Consider the following 19352-nt stretch of genomic DNA (forward strand, 5'->3'; position numbering starts at 1 on the left):
AATTAATTTAAAAAAACGAAAAAGCCCCAAAAAGGGACTTTTCATTCTGCTTAATAAAGCCTTAAAACTTATTTTATCCCTGTGACTGTATCATTTTTTGGATATTTAATACTGTACATAAACGAATTTACAACGGTTTCTCTTGCACCAACCTGTAATGTCCATAATAGTTTACCCACATCCTCAGTATATTCAGCTTGGCCTTTTTCTTCTAAAACCACTTGAACATTTTTGTTTTTAGAGACAGGTATCTGATCTAAAATTTCGATAGTAATTGGTGTTCCTTTTTTGTTTTTTACAACAATATCATAGCCAATAGTTTCTTTAGTATTACTGCCAATAAATTTAGAAGACCTATAATCTTTTATAGGTGTGCGCTCCACAATAATACTGTTATCACGTCCCATGGATATCAATAATGCTTTAGCGGTTACTTCTGGATTAATAAAAGTAGTCCCCACAAAAGCACCTTCAAAAAAGATATTAGCTTGTCCAGAAACTAAATTATACTGACTCCAATCCGTTATTTTAGCTAGTAAAAAGGCACCTCTATCTAATTTAGGAACCGTGTGATAGATGTAATCTGTATTTAAATCAAATGCTTGTAGTGCAACTAAATTTTGTTTTCCATCACTAACAATGGTGCGTTTACTTAGAATATTAAAGTCAATAGTTAATTGATTTTCAGAGACACTTGATTGGTCAACATAACCGTTAGATTTTTGTCTATAGGCTGTATTTATAACTTCAACTTCTTCCAAAGCAGCGTCTTGTTCTTTCTTAAATTGTTGTTGATAATAGATGTTAGCATATAATGGATTTAAAATAGGTCTATCGTTGTTTTGTGATGGATTCCCGGTACTAATAGTTAATGTAACATCGTTCCAATCTAAACCTGTATTTTGATAAATTCCTGCTTTGTATGTTAGGCTAACTTTTTCGGTAATTCCTTCTGACCTTAAGTCATATAAAGGTTCCCATCCAACATTACCAACACTATATTTACAATCTAAAACTACTTTTTCTACTTGTTTCGATTCTATTTGTAATACGATGTTACCACTAGGTTTATCAAATTCTGCGCTAAGCTCTTTTAACTGTTGGTTTAACTTTATAGCTTGTGCTCTAATAGGTTTTTCTGATGTTTCTAATGCAATCAGTTCTTTTTTTATCTCTAAATATTTAGCACGATACACATTACTTAACTCTAAAACTTGTTGTGGTGTAAAGCTAGAATTTCCAGAACCTAGATCTTGATTTTTATTAAGTATTTGCTCCATACCTAACAAGCTATTGCGTTGGTGTGACATCCATAGTAAATTACTATTTAAAGCCTCTAATTGTGTTTTTAAGGTTTCAATCTCTTTGTTGTTTGGTTTTGAGACTAAATAATTAGTTTCATATTTGGCAGAGATCAATACTGTGTTAGAATTATTAAACATAACCTGCAAACTAGAAGGATTTATACTTGTAGAAATACCGGTTAACACAATATCTTGTCGTCCTATTTTGGTTGTAAATGACGCTTCTCTTTTTATCTCAGCATTGCTTTTAAATACTTTTACGGCTTCTATTTTTGACGGTACTTCAGTTTGTGCGGTAACCAATGTGGTTAGCATTAAGATGCATAGTGTAAATATATTTTTCATAACGTTGTTTTTTACGAAACTATCGTAAATACAAACAAAAATTAAGACCAATGAGTCAACCTAAAGTTTGAGTGAGTCAACTAATACTTTTAACAAGGCTACAACATATTGGTTAACCAAATTGGTTAAACTATTATGAAATCTTGTTGTTGTACACCGAAAAACATTAGTTTTCTTTGTTTATAAAAGCATAACTAGTTATCTTATAGAAATAAACCCTACTTAATGCCATTTAAACGTCCTCTATATTTACTCGTTTTTATAATCTCCTCTTTCAGTTTTGCCCAAGATTCTGACCCTAATCCCGCTATTGATGTCTCTAAAACAAAGGAGAATACTACACTAAAAAAAATAGATTCTTTAGGCTTGGCTGCCTTTATGGAAGGGCGTTATTCTGATTCTTTTAAAACACATGCAGAATTATTAGATAAAGCAAAACAAGCGGATAACGATTATTTTATACAAAAAGCTAATTCTAGATTAGGCTATGATTTTTTAGAGCAGCATGATACCATAAGTGCCGAAAAAAGTATCACTAAAGCTATGGAATATGCAATAAAAATTAAAGATGACCGATCGTTAGGCGAGTGTTATATGGTTCTTTCTTTTATATATTTTATAAAAGGAGATGCGGTTAAAATACGTAAGGCTTTTGATTATATGGATAAGACTGTAGCGCTTAATATAAAAATGAAAGACACTATTAATTTGACTAATACGTATTACAATTATTTAAATAATGCTATAAAAGTTAACTATCTAGATAAAGGTGAAGCTATTGTAACAAAAATTAATGAAGTACTACCTAAAATGGCTGTATCCAGAGATAGTTTGTTTTACTTAGACTATATTCCTTTAGTTGCCACATTTTACAACTTAAAAAAAGATTATAAACAAGCTACAAAATATATTATTCCATATTTAGACGACCCTAATTTTAAAAAAGAACGTTTTACAATTAATATGGCTAATCTTTATAAAGAATATAGTTATGCTTTAGAAGGATTAAAAGACTATAAAGAGGCTTTATATTATACTAGGTTATATGATTCTTTAAAAACATTTAATTTTAATAAACAAAAAACAAGAGAAGCCTCTGTAATAACAGCGGAGTTCAAGGTTAATGAATATAAAGAAAACGCTTTAAAATCAGAGTTTGAATCGCAGTTAAAAACAGAGAAAATCAAGAATAAAAGCAACATGAATTATGGTTTAATTATTGGTACCATTGTGTCTTTGTTTTTTTTAACACATTTTTATTTAACGTCTAAAAGACGTAAAAAACTAGTACAAGAAGTCAATATAAAAAATCAAGAATATTTAAAAGCAAAGGAAGAAGCAGAGCAATTATCTAAATCTAAAAGCGCATTTTTTTCTACTGTTAGTCACGAGCTACGGACACCACTTTATGGAGTAATTGGATTGAGTACAATTTTATTAGAAGATGAATCTTTAGATAAACATAAAGAGGATCTTAATGTTTTAAAATTTTCGGCAGACTATTTACTAGCACTTATTAATGATGTTTTGGAAATTAGTAAAATAGACTCTAATAAAATCGAAAAGGCTAAAAAAACGTTTAATATTCGTAATTATATAACAGCAATTTGTGCGTCTTTTGAATACATGCTAATTCAGAATAAAAATGAAATTAAAATTAATATTTCGGATAACACACCAACATTAATTCACGGAGATTCTATTCATTTATCACGAATTTTAATGAATTTGATAGGAAACGCGTGTAAGTTTACTGAAGATGGTATTATAAGTATCGACCTAATAACAACGCCTTCAAAGGATGGAATATTGGCTATTAAATTTAAAATTAGCGATACAGGTATTGGTGTTCCAAAAAATAAACAAAAAACTATTTTTGAAGAATTCACACAAGCTAATTCTGCTAATTATAACTATCAAGGGACTGGATTAGGTCTACCTATTGTATCTAAACTTCTTAAATTTTTAGATTCTGAGATTCATCTTGAAAGTGATTTAGGAAAAGGGGCATTGTTTTACTTTACCTTGAAATATGAGACTGTTAATGCAGGTACTTTGGCTGATAATCAAGCATTAATGGTATTTGATTACACGTTATTAAAAGACAAAAAGATATTAATTGTTGATGATAACCGTATTAATCAAATTGTGACTAAAAAGATGTTGGACAAAGAGGATGTTATTTGCGCTGTAGCTAGTAACGGAGATGACGCGATTGCTATGATTAAAACTAATGCTTATGACGCTGTTTTAATGGATATTAATATGCCTGGAAAAGATGGTATCGAAACCACTAAAGAAATTCGTCAATTTAATACAACACTACCAATTATAGCTTTAACCGCGGTAGAAATCGAGGAAGCCAGATCTATAATTTTTAATAGCGGAATGACTGATTTTGTAGTCAAGCCTTATGATGTCAAAAAGTTTAAACAAGTTATAATTAAGCATATTATAAACGCTTAAAAACACCTGTCTTTAATACATAAAAGCCATTACCAAGGGACTACAAAACATTTTGTTAATTGCCCATTAGGGAATTTTAACCATAATAAAGGCGCATATTTTTCGGTTTCGTAAATGGTTAATTGTGAGGTGATTTGTTCTAACGTTTGCCAATTTACATTAACATCTAAATCTAATAACCAATCTGTCTTTTCAGGTTTAAAAAACTTACAGTTAGAAAACTCAGGTAACGCTTTGTAATTAAAATAAAACCCATAAATACAGTCGTTATTTATGGTTTTAAAAGTAACAGAGGTTCCGTAAGGCACAAAAATTTGCGCTTTAAAATAGATTTGTTGTTTTACGGTATTGCTTTCTAAATTTAACGACTCCAATACTGGTTTAGTCGCAGGATTAAAGAGTAGGGGAAGCTGTTTTATTTTTAGTTTATTCAGTTTTTCTAATAACGAGTCACGACGCATCGGTCCAATTAAACAATCAATTTCTTTAGGACCTAAAGTAGCATCATATAAGTAGTATTTAAACTGTATTTCTAGATGAAATGGTACCGTTTCATCTAGATATAAGCAGTCCAATTCGCCTATAGTATGGTTTACATTTTCTTGGATTTGTATGTTTTCTGCTATAACCTGAATGGATTCAAACTGATTTAACTCTTCAAACACAAATTGCTCGACACGCTGCCCTAGTCTTATGTTAGGCCTGACATCACGATTAAACACAAACGTTTTATCTAATTGTTTTACAAAGGGTTGTACTCCGAAAATTTCAGAATAAAATAAATGGGGTGTATTATAAAAGCCACTAAATTGGGCTTGAAAAAGATCTGAATTATGACTCATAGTAAGGTGTAAAAGTAGACATAATAATTTTTTTTACATATTATTCGTTGAAACCCTTTAATTCGTTGTATTTTTGCACATCTTAAAATCTAAAAATTTACACTTAATTAATGTCTGTTAAAACCCTAGAATTACAAGAACGCACAGAAGGAAAAAGTCTTTATAGCTACCAAAAAGGGGCTATTGATAAGATTTTTAAATGTTTTGAAGAAGCACAAGAAGATTATCACTTGTTATACCAATTACCAACGGGTGGTGGTAAGACGGTAATTTTCTCTGAAATTGTTAGACAATACTTAAAGACGCATAAAAAGCAAGTGCTTGTTATGACGCACCGTATTGAGCTTTGTAGACAAACGTCTAAAATGCTTACCGAGTTTGGTGTAAGTAATAAAATTGTAGATAGTAAAGCAGATTTAAGTGATCAAGGAGATTTTAATTGCTTTGTGGCAATGGTAGAAACACTTAATAACCGTTTGACGGATAACAAACTAGATATTTCAGACATAGGTTTAGTTATTATTGATGAAGCGCATTATAACAGTTTTACTAAGTTATTTAAGTTTTTTGAGAAATCGTTTATCCTTGGGGTAACAGCAACACCTTTAAGTAGTAATATTAATCTTCCAATGAAGGATAACTATAACGAACTTATTGTTGGAGAAACAATCCACTCTTTAATTGCTAATGAGTTTTTGGCTCGTGCCGAAATTTTCTCTTATAACGTAGGATTAACTTCTTTAGTTGTTGGAGCAAATGGTGATTATACCGTAAAATCTTCTGAAGATTTATATACCAATACAGACATGTTAACTAAGCTTATCCAAGCTTATGAAGAACGTTGTAAAGGTAAAAAGACACTAATATTTAACAACGGTATCAACACCTCTTTACACGTGTATGACACGTTTAAACGTGCTGGTTATCCCGTAGCACATTTAGATAATAACAATACAAAAAAGGAACGTAAAGCTATCCTAAAATGGTTTAAAGAAACACCGGATGCCATTTTAACGTCTGTAAGTATTTTAACTACTGGTTTTGATGAGCCTACAGTAGATTGTATTATGCTTAACAGAGCAACCAAATCATTAACATTGTATTACCAAATGATTGGTCGTGGATCACGTATCTTAAAAGATAAAAACAAGTTTGTTGTTATAGATTTAGGTAACAACCTACACCGTTTTGGACCATGGGGAAGTGATTTAGATTGGCATAAAATATTCCGTTCTCCAAATTATTACTTAGATGGAATTTTAAGTGATGAAGAGCTTGAGAATAACTTTAGATATGAAATGCCGGACGAGTTGCGTGAGCAATTCAAAAAGTCTGAGCAGGTGTATTTTGATATTAAAAAATGCTATATTGATAGTATTAGAGCAGGAGAAAGCTCTAAAGTAGTATTAGAACGTTCTATCCAACACCATGCACATATTTGTACAGAAAACAGTGAGGATCTTTGGGATGCATTAGCATTAGCTAAGCTTTTAGGAGACGATATAGATTACCGTATTTCGAGATATACAAAGTGTATTAGTAAAAGTACTTATAACTTTGTAGAATGGTTAAAAGACGATTACCGTAAAAAATTAAATGCGTATTTACGTACTAATTTTGATCAGGTTTTTGAAGAGATCAATGGTTTTCCACCAGAAGAATAAAATACATTTGACAGTATTCAGTCGCAGTTTGCAGTTGCTTACTTTTGTAAATACATTAAAATAACTATAGACTAATTACTATTAATTATGACTTTTAAAGATCTAGGTTTAGATAAAAACTATATAAAATCACTAAAGGAATTAGGTATTAAAACACCTACAGATATCCAGGCACAAGCCATACCAACGTTACTAAAAAAGTCAACTGATTTTATCGGATTGGCGCAAACAGGAACTGGTAAAACCGCTGCTTTTGGATTACCTTTATTACATAAAATAAATCCTAAAAAGGATACAGTACAGGCTTTAATTATTGCACCAACCAGAGAGTTAGTACAACAAATTAAAAAGCAACTGTTTAAGTATATCAAATATAACGATACTAAAATCTTCTTAGAAGGTGTTTATGGTGGCGAAAAAATTGATATTCAACTTAAAAATGTAGCTAGAACAACACATATTATTGTGGCGACTCCTGGTCGTTTAGTAGATTTGGTTAATCGTGGAGCAGTAAAATTAACAGATGTTAAAACTATTGTTTTAGATGAAGCTGATGAAATGCTAAGCATGGGTTTTAAAAACGATTTAACAACAATCTTAAGTTCTGTAGCAGGTCCAAAAAACACGTGGTTATTTAGTGCTACGATGTCTGACGATTTAAAAGAGATTGTTAAGCGTTATATCGCAGATGAAGCAGTACGTTTAGAAATAGACAGAAGTAGCATTGTTAATCAAAATATATCTCACTTTTTTGTTGAAACCTCAGTACACGAAAAAGCATCGGCTTTAATCCGATTATTAGAAGAAAGAGAAGACCAACGTGGTATTATATTTACTAAAACTAAAGCTGGTGCGCAAGCATTAAGACACCAATTAGAAACCGAAGGGTTTAATGTTGGTGCTTTAGAAGGAGATATGCAACAAAGAGAACGTGATAAAGTAATGCGTGCGTTTAAAAATACAACGTTACAATTATTAATATCTACAGATGTGTCTGCAAGAGGAATAGATGTAAATGATTTAGCTTTTGTAATGCACCACCAATTACCAGAACATATTGAGTATTACACGCACAGAAGTGGACGTACAGCAAGAGCTGGTAAAAAAGGAGAATCTATTGCGTTGATTTTAAGTAGTGAGCGTAATGACCTTAAAAAGGTAGAATCTACTTTAGGGATCAAATTCAAACAATTATCGGTGTAAGTATAATAATCCGATTATATAATAATCAAAACACGCTAACTACAGGTTTTATATAACCATAGTTAGCGTGTTTTTTGTTTAAGATATATATAACAGCTTCGTGTTTAAGGCAAACCATACGGGTTGTTATTTTTCTATATAATAATTGCACTAAACTTTTCTGCTTCACCAAAAAATAAAGCATAAAAAAAGCAACTCTATTCGAGTTGCTTTTTTTTATCAATTATAATGCTACTAATGTGCATTCATTTTTCCTTTACGTTTAGAAAGTTGTCTTTCTAATTGGTTAACAACCTCACTAACACTTTTATGTAGTGTGTCTTTACTTTCTTCAGCATATAATCTTGGTCCAGGAGCACTTAATCTAATTCCCGCAATTTTTCCAGATTTATCGTCACTTGTATTTTCTAATTTAAAAAATACGTCCGCACGTACTATAAATTCGTATTTATTAAACAATTTTTGGATTTTTTCTGCAGTAAATTGCTCTAACTCTTCACTTGCTTTTACCTTATCATATTCAAAATTAATATCCATATTCTTAAATTTTATATTTACTTAAAGATACTAAAAATAGGTTTCCTTTTAACATATTTATTAAAATTTTAAGACAAAAAATTAATGGTTATCTTTAGGGCACAATCAAATAAAACTATAAGTAATGCGTACAATTAAATCTTTAATTCTACTAACTGGTTTAGCTTTAGTCTCTTGTGGAGACTCTGGTACTTCAGGAGTAGAGAAGACTGCCGATTTTAAAATCGATTATGAAAAATTTACACTCGATAATGGTTTAGAAGTAATCCTTCATGAAGACCATTCTGATCCAATAGTTGCTGTAGCAACCCTAATGCACGTTGGTTCTAACCGTGAAAAACCAGGTAAAACAGGCTTTGCTCACTTTTTTGAGCACATGTCTTTTAATGATTCCGAAAACGTTCCGGTAGGTGCTAATCGTAAAATGATTCCAGAATGGGGTGGAAGTCGTAATGGAGGGACTTCTAATGACTATACTGTGTATTATGAAGTGGTACCAAAGGATGCTTTTGAAAAAATTATGTGGATTGATTCAGACCGTTTTGGTTATATGATTAATACAGTAACAGAAGCTGCTCTAGAACGTGAAAAGCAAGTGGTTAAAAACGAAAAACGTCAACGTGTTGATAATGCAGCTTATGGTTACACGGATGAGATTATTAGAAAAAACTTATATCCTCAAGGACATCCATACAATTGGACTGTAATTGGTGCATTACCAGATTTACAAGCTGCAACTGTTGCTGATGTAAAAGAGTTTTACAAACAGTATTATGGCGCTAAAAATGCCTCTCTAGTAATTGCTGGAGATATTGACATTGCCGAAACTAAAAAACTAGTAGCGCAGTGGTTTGGAGAAATCCCGAGCGGACCAGATGTTGAAGAGCAAAATATAGCACCTGTGGTTTTAGAAAACACAAAATCGTTATATTTTGAAGACAACTTTGCCAAGTTACCTGAGGTACGTATGGTATACCCAACAGTAAAAAATTATGATGCTGATAGTTATGCTTTAGATATTTTAGGCGAATTGCTAAGTGGTAGTAAAAAATCACCTTTATATAATGTATTAGTCGAAGAACAAAAACTAGCACCTCGTGTTGGAACCTACCAAAACAGTAGTGAGTTGGCTGGAGAGTTTGTTTTTAGAGTACGTGCTAATGCAGGGACGGACTTAGATCAAGTTAAAGCCGCTATAGATGCTGGTTTAACTAAATTTGAAATTAATGGAGTTAATACAGACGATTTAAAGCGTATCAAGGCCGAACTTGAAACAGGTTTATACCAAGGGGTTAGTACTGTTTTAAACAAAGCATTCCAGTTAGTACAAGATAATGAGTTTAACGGTGATCCTAGTTTTATTACAGAACGTGCTAAGTTAACCAATGCAGTTACTGCTGCGGATGTAATGCGTGTGTATAACAAGTATATTAAAGGTCAAAACTATGTTATGACAAGTGTAGTACCAAAAGGGCAATTAGACCTAGCTATTGCAGATAGTAAGGAAGCAACCGTTTGGATTGAAGAAGTTAAAAAGGATGTTGCCAATGAAGAAGTAAGTCAAGGTGAAGAAGCAGTTTACGAAAAAACACCTAGCAAACATGATAGAAGCGAACCTGGATTTGGAAAATTACCAGTCTTTAAATCACCAACCATTTGGAAAGGCGATTTAGATAACGGAATGGCATTGTATGGTATCGAAAATAATGAGGTGCCATTAGTACAATTTGACATTACTATTCCTGGTGGTCAGTTATTAGATCCTAAAGGAAAAGAAGGGGTTGCTAGCCTATTTAGCGATTTAATGATGCAGGGTACAAAATCTAAAACAGCAGCAGATTTAGAGGAAGCGATTGGTTTACTTGGTGCTAGTATCAATATGTATAGTGCCAATGAAGATTTTCATATTACGGGATCGTGTTTAACAAAAAACTTAGACGAGACTATTAAGCTAGTTAAAGAGATTATTTTAGAACCTCGTTGGGATGCTAAAGAGTTTACAAGATTAAAACAAGCTTTAGAAACAGGTTTAAAAGGTAGCGAAGCAAATCCTAATGCTATAGCCTCTAACGTCTTTAATCAATTAATATATGGTGACAGTCATCGTTTTGGAATTAATGGCTCTGGTACTTTAAAGAGTACTGCAGCGATAACTATGGACGATTTAAAAGCGTATTACAAAAACTTATCACCAAAAGCGGCAACATTCCATATTGCAGGTGCCATTAATAAAGCGCAAACTATTAGTGCTTTAAGTCCTTTAAAAGCTTGGCAAGGTGACGCAGTTACTTTACCAAAAATGGATGTTAAGGATAACGGAACAGGAGGGACGTTATACTTTGTAGATGTACCAGATGCTAAACAATCAGTAGTTTATATTGGTAAATTAGCGTTATCAGGAACAGATAAAAACGCAAACAACCTTGATTTTGCTAACGAAATTTTAGGAGGTGGTTCTAGCGGAAAATTATTCCAAACCTTAAGAATTGGAAAAGGGTATACTTATGGTGCCTATTCTAGTATTGCTTCACGTCAAGCAGTTAGTCCATTTGCAATTAGATCTAGTGTCCGCGCCAATGCAACTCTAAAATCGTTAGAGATTATTAAAGACATGGTAACTAATTACAAAGACGATTTTACTGATACTGAAGTAGAATTAACAAAGAATAAAATCTTGAAAGGAAACACCAGAGCTTACGAAAGTTTAGGTGCACAATTAAGTATTTTAAGAGAGATTAGTAAGTATAATAAAGCGGATAACTTTTTGGATAACGATCAAGACGAGTTAATAAATATGACTTTAGCGGGTTATAAAGCTATTATTGACCAATATTTAAACGAGTCGGAAATGGTTTATTTAATTGTTGGTGATAAAGCCACTCAATTTGAAGAAGTAAAACAATTAGGGAAACCTGTTGTACAACTTGATATTTATGGAAATAAGATCTAACGTCTATTACCTAATATAGTACTATAAAGCCCAACAGTTATGTTGGGCTTTTTTGTGTTTTATTATTAAAGTGAATTTGATACTCTAAAAAACTGATCGTCATACAGTTTTTCAAAAGGTATTATCACATGTTTGTTTATATATTTTTTAAGCTCTTGAATACTATTAAATCCGGCTGCAGTGTAAATTTTTGTTGCATGTTTATAATATTGACTCACGGGAAACCTATCCTTGTAAATAATGACATTTTTCTGTTTAAGTTGAATATCAACTTGTGTAAAAACAACTATTTTCATGTTTTGGTCTGATTTATAATCAGTATTAGCTCTAGCGATAATGTGTAATACGTCCGCTTGTCCTCCCGAATGAACAACCATAACATATGGTGTTTCTAAAAAAGTAATAGGAGTGATGCTACTAGATTTTAACGTTAGGTTTGTGGTATGTGTTGAATGATTAGTAATCCATTCTAAATGAGTATTGTAAAGCTTCTCTAAAATTAGTGTTTCTGAAAAGTTAACCGTGGTTATTTGTGGCATCGCTTTTAAATAAGTTTCCCATTTTAAAACTCTTGCAACATAAGTGTAATTTACATTGGGAAAGCCTTTATAAACTGCACATAACTCTCCTTTTAATCCAAACGGAAACGTATCAATATAAAAGCTAGTTATCTCTAATTTTTTAATAACTTCTGTAATCTGTTTTGTCCAAGTGCTAGGAGTATCGGACCACGCTAACTTAATAAATTGATAGTTTTTAAAATATCCTGTGAAATGTGAAGGTGAAATAATTACAACTAATTCCAAAGGGATATTAAGTGATTTTATCAGCTTATCTGTCCGCGTTAAATGGCCTAAACCGCCACCTTGAGCATAAAAAACGTGCATTAATACCCTTTAGATTTTAACTCTTCAATTAAAATATCCTTTTGATCTAAAGCTATTCCTGGTATTTTGGTTAGCAATAGGCTAGGAGAATAGGAGGTTTCAAAAAATTCTGGTTGCGCATCATTTTCAGAAGCTATCGATTGTTGTTTAGCGTTTAAATCATAAGTCGTTCGTGCTAAAGCAACATCATCTTTAACTAATTTAGCTTTGTATGTATCAGTCATTTTAATTTCGTAAGGGTTCAAGTTTTCTTCGTTATCAGAAATTTTAACCTTATTGTCATACAGTTTGACTTTCCAAATTAAATCAGAAGCAGCAGTTCTTAATTTAAAACCATCAGATTTATATTTTATCTCATAAACAACAGTATTATTATTGTTATAGTATTTTTTCTTATCAGCCTTAGTCATTTTAGACGAATACTTATTGGTATTATCTTGGATTCCTGTAGAAACTGATGTTTCAGTAATTGTCGTATTTTTAGTAGACGAATTACAAGATATTAAAACGCTTAGAAACAACGTTAATGCAACTGTAATGGATACCTTAGTTTTCATGTGTTTTGGTTGTTATTTTATTAAATATATCTAAATAGCTTTTAGTTTCTTGAGCTGTTGTAAAATTAGATTTTAGTTGTTTTAAAAGTTGTTCGCTTTTCTTGCTAAGTAATTCTTGACTTGCATTATCGTAACTAGCTAAGGCATTTAGTAAATCACTTTCAGATAACACATCAAACATAAAAGCAGTGTTTTTATCCAAAACGTCGGGTATACCACCTGCTTTAGACGCTATTATTGGTTTGTTTAGAGCAGCTGCTTCAAAAATAACATTAGGCATCCCATCATAAATAGAAGGAATGGCAATTGCATCGCAGACCAGATAATTGGCAATAAGTTCCGTTTTAGATGTTGGTAACACTTTAGAATACGAAATTTCCAATCGGTTTAATTCTAATTCTATATGTGGTTCAATTTCTCCCACAATATGTAAATGTACTGTTTTTATAAGCTGAGATTTTTGAAGTGTTTGTATAAAAAAATCAACACCTTTTTTCTGTTTTAAAAACCCAACTAATCCTATAATATTTGTTTTAACTGTTAATTTTAATTCTGTTTTTATAGTATTTGCTAGGGCTAAATCTGACTGTAAAATGCACCATTGTTTAAAATCAATACTATTAGGTGTAAAATAGACTTGATCGTTTAATCGCATTATTTTTATGCGTTCTTGTTTTTCTGAAGCAACGCAAGCAATAGCAGTAGCATTGGATATGGTATATAATAAATCTTGTTTTTTCTGAGAGAAAATGGCAGTATCAAAATCGTTTCCTCGAAAACAAATAAGAACAGGTTTTTGCAACCAATTAGCCATAAGTGTTATGCCTTTTAAACATAAATGACTACCAAAACCAGTAAACATAGCACTCTCTTTTATTAATGGATGGTCTTTAATAAAAGCCCATAACATATTTAGCGTATGCGAGCTATCTTCAAAAACAGGAATAGCAGTGTACGTACCGTTTTCATGATTTTCAGTTGTAAAGGCTGGTGTTTTATTAGTAAAATGAAACACATCAACAGTATGATGCATTCGTAAATTTGCTACAATACGATCACAGCTTCTTGACATTCCGCCTTTACTAGGAGGATAATTTTCGGTAAACCAAATAATCTTCATTTGTAAATATTAGCTATAAAAAAAGGTATCGTCTGAGCCTGCTAAAAAATTATTTTGGCCATCTTTTGTATCGTTTAAACTCTGCATATCTCCTTCAGTCCAAGCTCCTGTACCACCAGCACCTCCAAAATCACCTCCACCATAGCCATCTTTAAAACCAGCAATAGAATCGGACCCTGCAGCAGCAGTACCATTACTAAACGTGGTTGAAGTATGATTAGCTGTCTCAATAAAAATAGCGCTAGTTTCATAACTTTTGCCTTCTTCTTTAAATAAATACAACTCCCAATAACAATCCTCGCAATAGTCCCTTGTACCAACAATATGCGTGTGTGCCTCACAAATCTCATTTTTACAATCTGCACATTTGTTTTGTTTAATATTAGTACAATGGATGTTTAAAAACACACCAGATTTTTGTTGACAATTCATGCTAGTTAAGTTTTTTAATAAATTGAGAAGCCCCTCTATTTTCAATAATTTTGTTATTTATTAAGTGTTTCATCATTTGTGTAAAAATAGAGTCGTCAATTTTTGACAAATACTTCATATGACTTTCAGCTTTATATAGTTTCTTTTTTGTTTTGATTTTGACCCAACAAAAGTCTTCATCATTTTTAATAACAACCTCAAAAAGTTTGTCATTACCTGGTAAATGAAGTAGCGCATTTGGCGAAATTATTTTATAATCAGATTTTTTTAATTTAAGTGTTAGCTGATAAAAAAACTTATGTTTACGTTTCATTTTAGTCTTAGTTTTACCACTACTACGACGTTTTGTAGTAATAACTCTTAACACTATTTGATGCATAGACACTACGCAGACACTGCCATCTTTTAAAGTAAAATTAGCTTTAAAACGTTCGATTTCAAAAGGTTTGTATTTGACACCATTAATATATTTTAATCCAAGTCTTTTAGGATAGATTGCATTTTTTTTAGACTCAATTACACCAGCATTAATACGTAAACCAATTAGGTTTCTGTAAACATCTCCTTTTATTGAAATAATAAATTTCGCTAATTCGTTATACGCGCTTACAGGTACATATGCATTATTTCTATAAATGTTAAAATAGGAAAAGACACTCAATGAAAGTACAAAACTTCCTATAATAATTGGTACAATATATTGTAAACCAATTTCTGTGAAAATTATAAATAAGAATATTATAACTGGGATTAAAAACACTAAATAGTAAAAATGAAACCAGGATTCTTTAACACTTATTACATGATGCTTTAGAAATAACAACCAGTATTCAGAAGGTCTTTTGGCTCTAATTTGCTTGTTTTTTGCAAATTGTTTACCATCCATTAAAAGGGCTTTTTTAATCATTACTTAATAGATTTTGGTATATGGTGTTCATTTTTGCTTCTTGATACAACCAAAGATAGTTTTTTTCAACTTTAAGCTTGGCACTTAAACCTATGCGGTTTAATGTTTCTGTTTGCTCTATAACTGCTCTTATTTTTCTACCCAAAGCTTCAGGCCTGTCCGGAGTAACCAATAAACCTGTAATATTATCTTCAATTATCTCTCTGACTACAGGAATATTACTGGCAACTACAGGAACAGCATATGCCATAGATTCTACAATTTTAAGAGGATTACAACCTTGTATTATATTCCTATTGCAAGCAGTGAGAGGAGCAACCGTTAATTTGGCTGCTTTAATATGACTGGCTAGCGTGGGTTTATCCTGTTCATAAAACCAGTCTACACGATGTCCAATACCAATACTATTAGCTAATATTTTATAATCTTGTGTTCTTTTTTCAGGAATTGAAGTACAAATTCTTAACCTTAAATCTAAATCAAGTAACTCGTTAAATGCTTTAAATAGTGTTTTTATGCCTTGCCATTTTTGTAAAGCTCCAAAATATAAAATAAAAGGAGAGTGGTTAGCTGTTTTATTACCTAAGGGTTTAGCTTCGTATATAGTAACGCCGTTAGGTATAACATGTATGACTTTATTACTAGTATTAGCGTATTGCTCTATAAATAATTGTGTTACTTTAGAAGGGGTTATTATGGTGTCACAGCGCGTAATGCAAAGGTGCTCAAGTGTTTTTATTTTCTCTAAAACAGAAGTACTTATATTAGGATAACGATTTGGTAATTCTATATGCTGAAAAGCATTGACTTCAAAAACTGTTTTATATGTTTTGGTGTGATTAAGTACAGGAAATCCACCCCAAATGTCTCTAAAATGAATTAGTTGTACATTTTTACAAAGCGGAAGATTAAGTACTTTGGTAACGGCTTCTTGAAATTTTTGAGTACGCTCTAAAAAATTAACAACTTTCTCTTTCCAACGATACACGTACAAATTACGTTGGTTATCAAACTGAAAACTGGGCATGCCATCGTTACCTAAACAAATCAATAAACCTGTATTAAATGTGTTTTGTAATGCTTTTAAACAATGATCTATATGTGTTGCCGCACCTTTTTGAGATGGAAACACATCAAATGCAATATAAATGTATTCTGGTTTAGGGTTCATTAATTAAGTTGTGAGCTAAAGATAAAATGATTATTTCTTTAAACTAAATAATCACGTATTTAAATTTAACTATTGCATTTATAAAAAACTTTTTAGCCATAATTTAAAAGTAATTGTCGCTAATCATTTTGCTTTCTTGAGTCCAATTAACATTTAAATGTGAATCTTATAACGGTCTCCTAAAATTGTATAATGCAATTACTGCGGGTTGTTGCCATCTTTGTAAAACAGAATAGTAACCCTTTAAAACATAAATTATGAAACTAATAAGTATTATAATCAGTCTGTTTTTTGCATCAACAATAGTTATAAATTCAGACCATACAAAAACAAAAAAAGATAGAGGAGAGGTGACCAAACAAGTACGCTATGATGGTTATGATGGCCGACTGTTTTACTTTACAGATATAAAAGATAATATGATTATTATCGAAGATCTTAAAGCTAGTAATGTCCTAGACACCTATAATTTAGATATCAATTTACATGTTGGTGATGCCTTTAATTTAAAATTGAAAAACACCACAGAAGATAACATTTACAGCGAAATTGAAGTTATTTCCATTAACATCTTAAACCAATAATAACATGAAACATTTAAAATATATAATAATAGCAGTAGTCATATTTAGTTGTCAAAATACAATTAAAGCGCAAGTTCCGGATGTGGTTCAAACTGCTTTTGAAAACAAATATCCAGGCGAAACTGATCCAGATTGGGAAGTTGACGCACATAATAACTACGAGGCGCACTTTAAGAAAAAAGGCGAAAAGTATCGTGCAGATTTTAGTCCAAACGGACAATGGATTGAAACGGAATCTAGTATTAAAAAAGACGAATTACCAAAAGCAATCATAACCGTTATTAAAAACAAATTTGGTAGCGAAGAAATTACTGAAATCGAATTTGTACAAAGTGCATCTAAAGGTACTTTTTATGATGTCGAATTTAAACAAAAAGGAAAAAATAAAGATGTCGAGTTTAGAGTTAATGGTGACATTATAAATTAAATAGCACATAAATTAAAAGCCCAACATAATTATTGGGCTTTTTTATGCTTTTTATTTAAGTAACTTTAAATTATTGAAAATACATAAGAATGTCATGTTTCTTATAAATTGAATATTCTGTAATATTGTGCAATTATTTTCAAATACGGGATTTATGAAGCAGTAGTGTTTTTAGCATATTTTGCATTTTGTAGAATAGTTATTCAAACCGAAAGAATAAGAGTAAAAGATATGTTGTTAAAAAGTCTATTTTACATAATATAAATTATAGAACATTTTATAACAATTAGCGTAATAGCGCTTTTGGGCGATATTTGACATAATTGCAGATATAATGTCGCAGACTTATTATGTCAAGCTAATTGTGGATTTTTTAGATAATGTTTAATTATTTAACATATCTTCAATATTTATAATAGTCTCATCTTTTTCATGATTTAAATTCAAATTGTAACTATTAACCAAATTTTTAAATTCTAATTCTGAATCTTTAAAATATTTTGATAGTTGCATATTTAATATGACTTTATAATTATTAATTAAAGTTTTATTATTCCTCAATTGGTTTGCTGAATTATTTAAAAACTGTTTAGAAATTAATAAATAATTGTTTTTAAATAAGTTAGGCTTAAGTATCTTAAAGAATGAACTACTGTTAGCTGTCATTAAATAATTTACAATAGAATTTATAAAAATTGGATTATCTTTTATTGCATCGTTTAATACTCTTTTCATACCAATATCAATAGATAATAAGTTCACAATTTGCAGATGATATTGAGTAACATTTGGTAAAAAAATATTCAATAAACTTTGTTTACAGCCTGTTTTTAAATTAAACTCTACTACTCTATTTCTATGCTTACTCAATTGAGCTATTCCTAGTTTATGGTATTCAATATTTGTGGAACAAATGTTTGTGATAATTTGTTGTGAATAAGTAGAATAATCAAAATCGTTTGTCAATTCTAATCTAAATAGCAAATCAAAAAGTTTTTCTCTTTCATGTAATAAATTCGACCTACCAGTAGTGTTTAGTATTTTAACTCCAAGTTTATCATGCTCAGGTATTTGGTATTCAATATTTTCTAAAATACTCTCAAATATATTATAATCTCTACTAGCATTAAGTGGAACCCATTGTTCTATTAACTCCTGTTTTTTTATATCACTAAAATCAAAGTAAAAAGTAATTGTGAACTCTTGCTGGGTTTTTGCTCTATTAAATATTGTATCTCTAAAAGCTGTATTTTCGAACAGCTTTTTAATTTCTACAACCTTAATCAAAGTTTTTCTAATACTTTTAGCATTATTATTGCTATTCAAATAGTTAACAATGTTATTGTTAACATCATGTGGTGCAATAAGTTCTTTTAAATTGAATCTATATAAATATAAATATTCGAAATAAATATCTGCATCTTTGTAATTAGCTCTAACAAAAGCGGCCTTTAATTGATTATATAATTTCTTAAAATTAACTTTATTACTATCATTAATAGTAATTTCTTCAATAGTTCTTTTACAGAGGGTATAAAGGTTAGAAAATAGCTGTTGCTCTTCTTCGTCTTTTGGTTTTGTTTGAGCATATTTTGTTATTAGATTTGTTATTAACTCAAGTATGAATTTTAATGCAGTTCCATATGTAATATTGCTAAAAAACTTTTCTTCAAATAAATTAATAGATTCTAATTTTTGATTCAAAAAATTAAAATCTAAATCAATATTGTAGGCTTTATCTAAATCATTAATCAAATTTGACACTAATTTACTTGAACCAAATTTTTGCCTAAACTGCTCTGTATTTGCAATCTTATTTAGAACTTCCGCTTTGTCATAATAAGATTCTGCCATTACGGTCTTGACACCTACGATATCATTTTCACTAAATAAATCAGATTTTTCTTCATCTAAAAGTATATCCAAAAGGTCATTAATGAATGATTCCATTAATGG

The 19352-nt window shown here is 30.8% G+C and carries 16 protein-coding genes; 6 read left to right on the top strand and 10 right to left on the bottom strand.

The annotated features are described in order from the left end of the window. Positions 1 to 68: 68 nt before the first annotated feature. Positions 69 to 1649: a DUF4139 domain-containing protein gene (locus tag BMZ09_RS11635; RefSeq protein ID WP_090840768.1), complete on the bottom strand. Its 1581-nt coding sequence runs from the start codon at positions 1647 to 1649 to the stop codon at positions 69 to 71. Between the two features lie 225 nt (positions 1650 to 1874). On the opposite strand from BMZ09_RS11635, the gene BMZ09_RS11640 reads away from it, so the two are divergent. Then, positions 1875 to 4115 carry a response regulator gene (locus BMZ09_RS11640; protein WP_090840770.1) on the top strand — a complete coding sequence of 747 codons (2241 nt, stop codon included), beginning with the start codon at positions 1875 to 1877 and terminating at the stop codon, positions 4113 to 4115. A gap of 29 nt (positions 4116 to 4144) precedes the next feature. On the opposite strand, the gene BMZ09_RS11645 is transcribed toward BMZ09_RS11640, so the two are convergent. Then, positions 4145 to 4957, bottom strand: a complete 813-nt coding sequence (locus tag BMZ09_RS11645; RefSeq protein WP_090840772.1) for a DUF1853 family protein — start codon at positions 4955 to 4957, stop codon at positions 4145 to 4147. A 110-nt stretch (positions 4958 to 5067) separates the two neighbouring features. Here BMZ09_RS11645 and BMZ09_RS11650 point away from each other — a divergent pair, with 110 nt between their 5' ends. After that, positions 5068 to 6621 carry a DEAD/DEAH box helicase gene (locus tag BMZ09_RS11650; protein ID WP_090840774.1) on the top strand — a complete coding sequence of 518 codons (1554 nt, stop codon included), beginning with the start codon at positions 5068 to 5070 and terminating at the stop codon, positions 6619 to 6621. Positions 6622 to 6705: 84 nt separating this feature from the next. Further along, complete coding sequence (locus tag BMZ09_RS11655) at positions 6706 to 7824, top strand: DEAD/DEAH box helicase (RefSeq protein WP_090840776.1); 1119 nt, start codon at positions 6706 to 6708, stop codon at positions 7822 to 7824. A gap of 234 nt (positions 7825 to 8058) precedes the next feature. On the opposite strand, the gene hpf is transcribed toward BMZ09_RS11655, so the two are convergent. Beyond that, positions 8059 to 8361, bottom strand: a complete 303-nt coding sequence (gene hpf / locus BMZ09_RS11660) for a ribosome hibernation-promoting factor, HPF/YfiA family (protein WP_090840779.1) — start codon at positions 8359 to 8361, stop codon at positions 8059 to 8061. Between the two features lie 124 nt (positions 8362 to 8485). On the opposite strand from hpf, the gene BMZ09_RS11665 reads away from it, so the two are divergent. Then, on the top strand, positions 8486 to 11311 hold the full coding sequence (locus tag BMZ09_RS11665) for a M16 family metallopeptidase (protein WP_090840781.1): 2826 nt from the start codon (positions 8486 to 8488) through the stop codon (positions 11309 to 11311). A 65-nt stretch (positions 11312 to 11376) separates the two neighbouring features. Here BMZ09_RS11665 and BMZ09_RS11670 read toward each other — a convergent pair whose 3' ends face one another. Genes BMZ09_RS11670 through BMZ09_RS11695 form a run of 6 tightly spaced genes read right to left on the bottom strand, consistent with a single transcriptional unit; the run spans position 11377 to position 16385 of the window. Next, positions 11377 to 12198: a hypothetical protein gene (locus BMZ09_RS11670; RefSeq protein WP_090840783.1), complete on the bottom strand. Its 822-nt coding sequence runs from the start codon at positions 12196 to 12198 to the stop codon at positions 11377 to 11379. Then, positions 12198 to 12755 carry a hypothetical protein gene (locus tag BMZ09_RS11675; protein WP_090840785.1) on the bottom strand — a complete coding sequence of 186 codons (558 nt, stop codon included), beginning with the start codon at positions 12753 to 12755 and terminating at the stop codon, positions 12198 to 12200. The genes BMZ09_RS11670 and BMZ09_RS11675 overlap by 1 nt, the downstream gene beginning before the upstream one ends. Continuing rightward, a complete protein-coding gene (locus tag BMZ09_RS11680) occupies positions 12745 to 13875 on the bottom strand; it encodes a glycosyltransferase family 4 protein (RefSeq protein ID WP_090840787.1) in 1131 nt (376 codons plus the stop codon). Before BMZ09_RS11680 ends, BMZ09_RS11675 begins: the two co-directional genes overlap by 11 nt. A 9-nt stretch (positions 13876 to 13884) precedes the next feature. Then, positions 13885 to 14307 (bottom strand): hypothetical protein, encoded by a 423-nt coding sequence (locus tag BMZ09_RS11685; RefSeq protein WP_090840789.1) that lies wholly within the window; start codon positions 14305 to 14307, stop codon positions 13885 to 13887. Position 14308: 1 nt separating this feature from the next. Further along, positions 14309 to 15214, bottom strand: a complete 906-nt coding sequence (locus BMZ09_RS11690; RefSeq protein WP_090840791.1) for a hypothetical protein — start codon at positions 15212 to 15214, stop codon at positions 14309 to 14311. After that, entirely contained in the window at positions 15207 to 16385 is a 1179-nt protein-coding gene (locus BMZ09_RS11695; protein WP_090840792.1) for a glycosyltransferase family 4 protein, read from the bottom strand. Before BMZ09_RS11695 ends, BMZ09_RS11690 begins: the two co-directional genes overlap by 8 nt. Before the next feature lie 257 nt (positions 16386 to 16642). On the opposite strand from BMZ09_RS11695, the gene BMZ09_RS11700 reads away from it, so the two are divergent. Next, a complete protein-coding gene (locus BMZ09_RS11700; protein WP_090840794.1) occupies positions 16643 to 16969 on the top strand; it encodes a hypothetical protein in 327 nt (108 codons plus the stop codon). Positions 16970 to 16973: 4 nt separating this feature from the next. Next, entirely contained in the window at positions 16974 to 17396 is a 423-nt protein-coding gene (locus BMZ09_RS11705) for a PepSY-like domain-containing protein (protein ID WP_090840796.1), read from the top strand. Between the two features lie 384 nt (positions 17397 to 17780). Here the strand turns inward: BMZ09_RS11705 and BMZ09_RS11710 are convergent, their stop codons facing one another. Next, positions 17781 to 19346, bottom strand: a complete 1566-nt coding sequence (locus BMZ09_RS11710) for a hypothetical protein (RefSeq protein ID WP_177183533.1) — start codon at positions 19344 to 19346, stop codon at positions 17781 to 17783. Positions 19347 to 19352: the final 6 nt, after the last annotated feature.

Source organism: Olleya namhaensis (genome assembly GCF_900114005.1).
GTDB lineage: Bacteria > Bacteroidota > Bacteroidia > Flavobacteriales > Flavobacteriaceae > Olleya > Olleya namhaensis.

What these genes read in the sequence shown, in the direction of transcription:
- BMZ09_RS11635 (WP_090840768.1), bottom strand. Translation starts at nt 1,649, where the DNA reads ATGAAAAATATATTTACACTATGCATCTTAATGCTAACCACATTGGTT.
- BMZ09_RS11640 (WP_090840770.1), top strand. Translation starts at nt 1,875, where the DNA reads ATGCCATTTAAACGTCCTCTATATTTACTCGTTTTTATAATCTCCTCT.
- BMZ09_RS11645 (WP_090840772.1), bottom strand. Translation starts at nt 4,957, where the DNA reads ATGAGTCATAATTCAGATCTTTTTCAAGCCCAATTTAGTGGCTTTTAT.
- BMZ09_RS11650 (WP_090840774.1), top strand. Translation starts at nt 5,068, where the DNA reads ATGTCTGTTAAAACCCTAGAATTACAAGAACGCACAGAAGGAAAAAGT.
- hpf (WP_090840779.1), bottom strand. Translation starts at nt 8,361, where the DNA reads ATGGATATTAATTTTGAATATGATAAGGTAAAAGCAAGTGAAGAGTTA.
- BMZ09_RS11665 (WP_090840781.1), top strand. Translation starts at nt 8,486, where the DNA reads ATGCGTACAATTAAATCTTTAATTCTACTAACTGGTTTAGCTTTAGTC.
- BMZ09_RS11670 (WP_090840783.1), bottom strand. Translation starts at nt 12,198, where the DNA reads ATGCACGTTTTTTATGCTCAAGGTGGCGGTTTAGGCCATTTAACGCGG.
- BMZ09_RS11675 (WP_090840785.1), bottom strand. Translation starts at nt 12,755, where the DNA reads ATGAAAACTAAGGTATCCATTACAGTTGCATTAACGTTGTTTCTAAGC.
- BMZ09_RS11680 (WP_090840787.1), bottom strand. Translation starts at nt 13,875, where the DNA reads ATGAAGATTATTTGGTTTACCGAAAATTATCCTCCTAGTAAAGGCGGA.
- BMZ09_RS11685 (WP_090840789.1), bottom strand. Translation starts at nt 14,307, where the DNA reads ATGAATTGTCAACAAAAATCTGGTGTGTTTTTAAACATCCATTGTACT.
- BMZ09_RS11690 (WP_090840791.1), bottom strand. Translation starts at nt 15,214, where the DNA reads ATGATTAAAAAAGCCCTTTTAATGGATGGTAAACAATTTGCAAAAAAC.
- BMZ09_RS11695 (WP_090840792.1), bottom strand. Translation starts at nt 16,385, where the DNA reads ATGAACCCTAAACCAGAATACATTTATATTGCATTTGATGTGTTTCCA.
- BMZ09_RS11700 (WP_090840794.1), top strand. Translation starts at nt 16,643, where the DNA reads ATGAAACTAATAAGTATTATAATCAGTCTGTTTTTTGCATCAACAATA.
- BMZ09_RS11705 (WP_090840796.1), top strand. Translation starts at nt 16,974, where the DNA reads ATGAAACATTTAAAATATATAATAATAGCAGTAGTCATATTTAGTTGT.
- BMZ09_RS11710 (WP_177183533.1), bottom strand. Translation starts at nt 19,346, where the DNA reads ATGGAATCATTCATTAATGACCTTTTGGATATACTTTTAGATGAAGAA.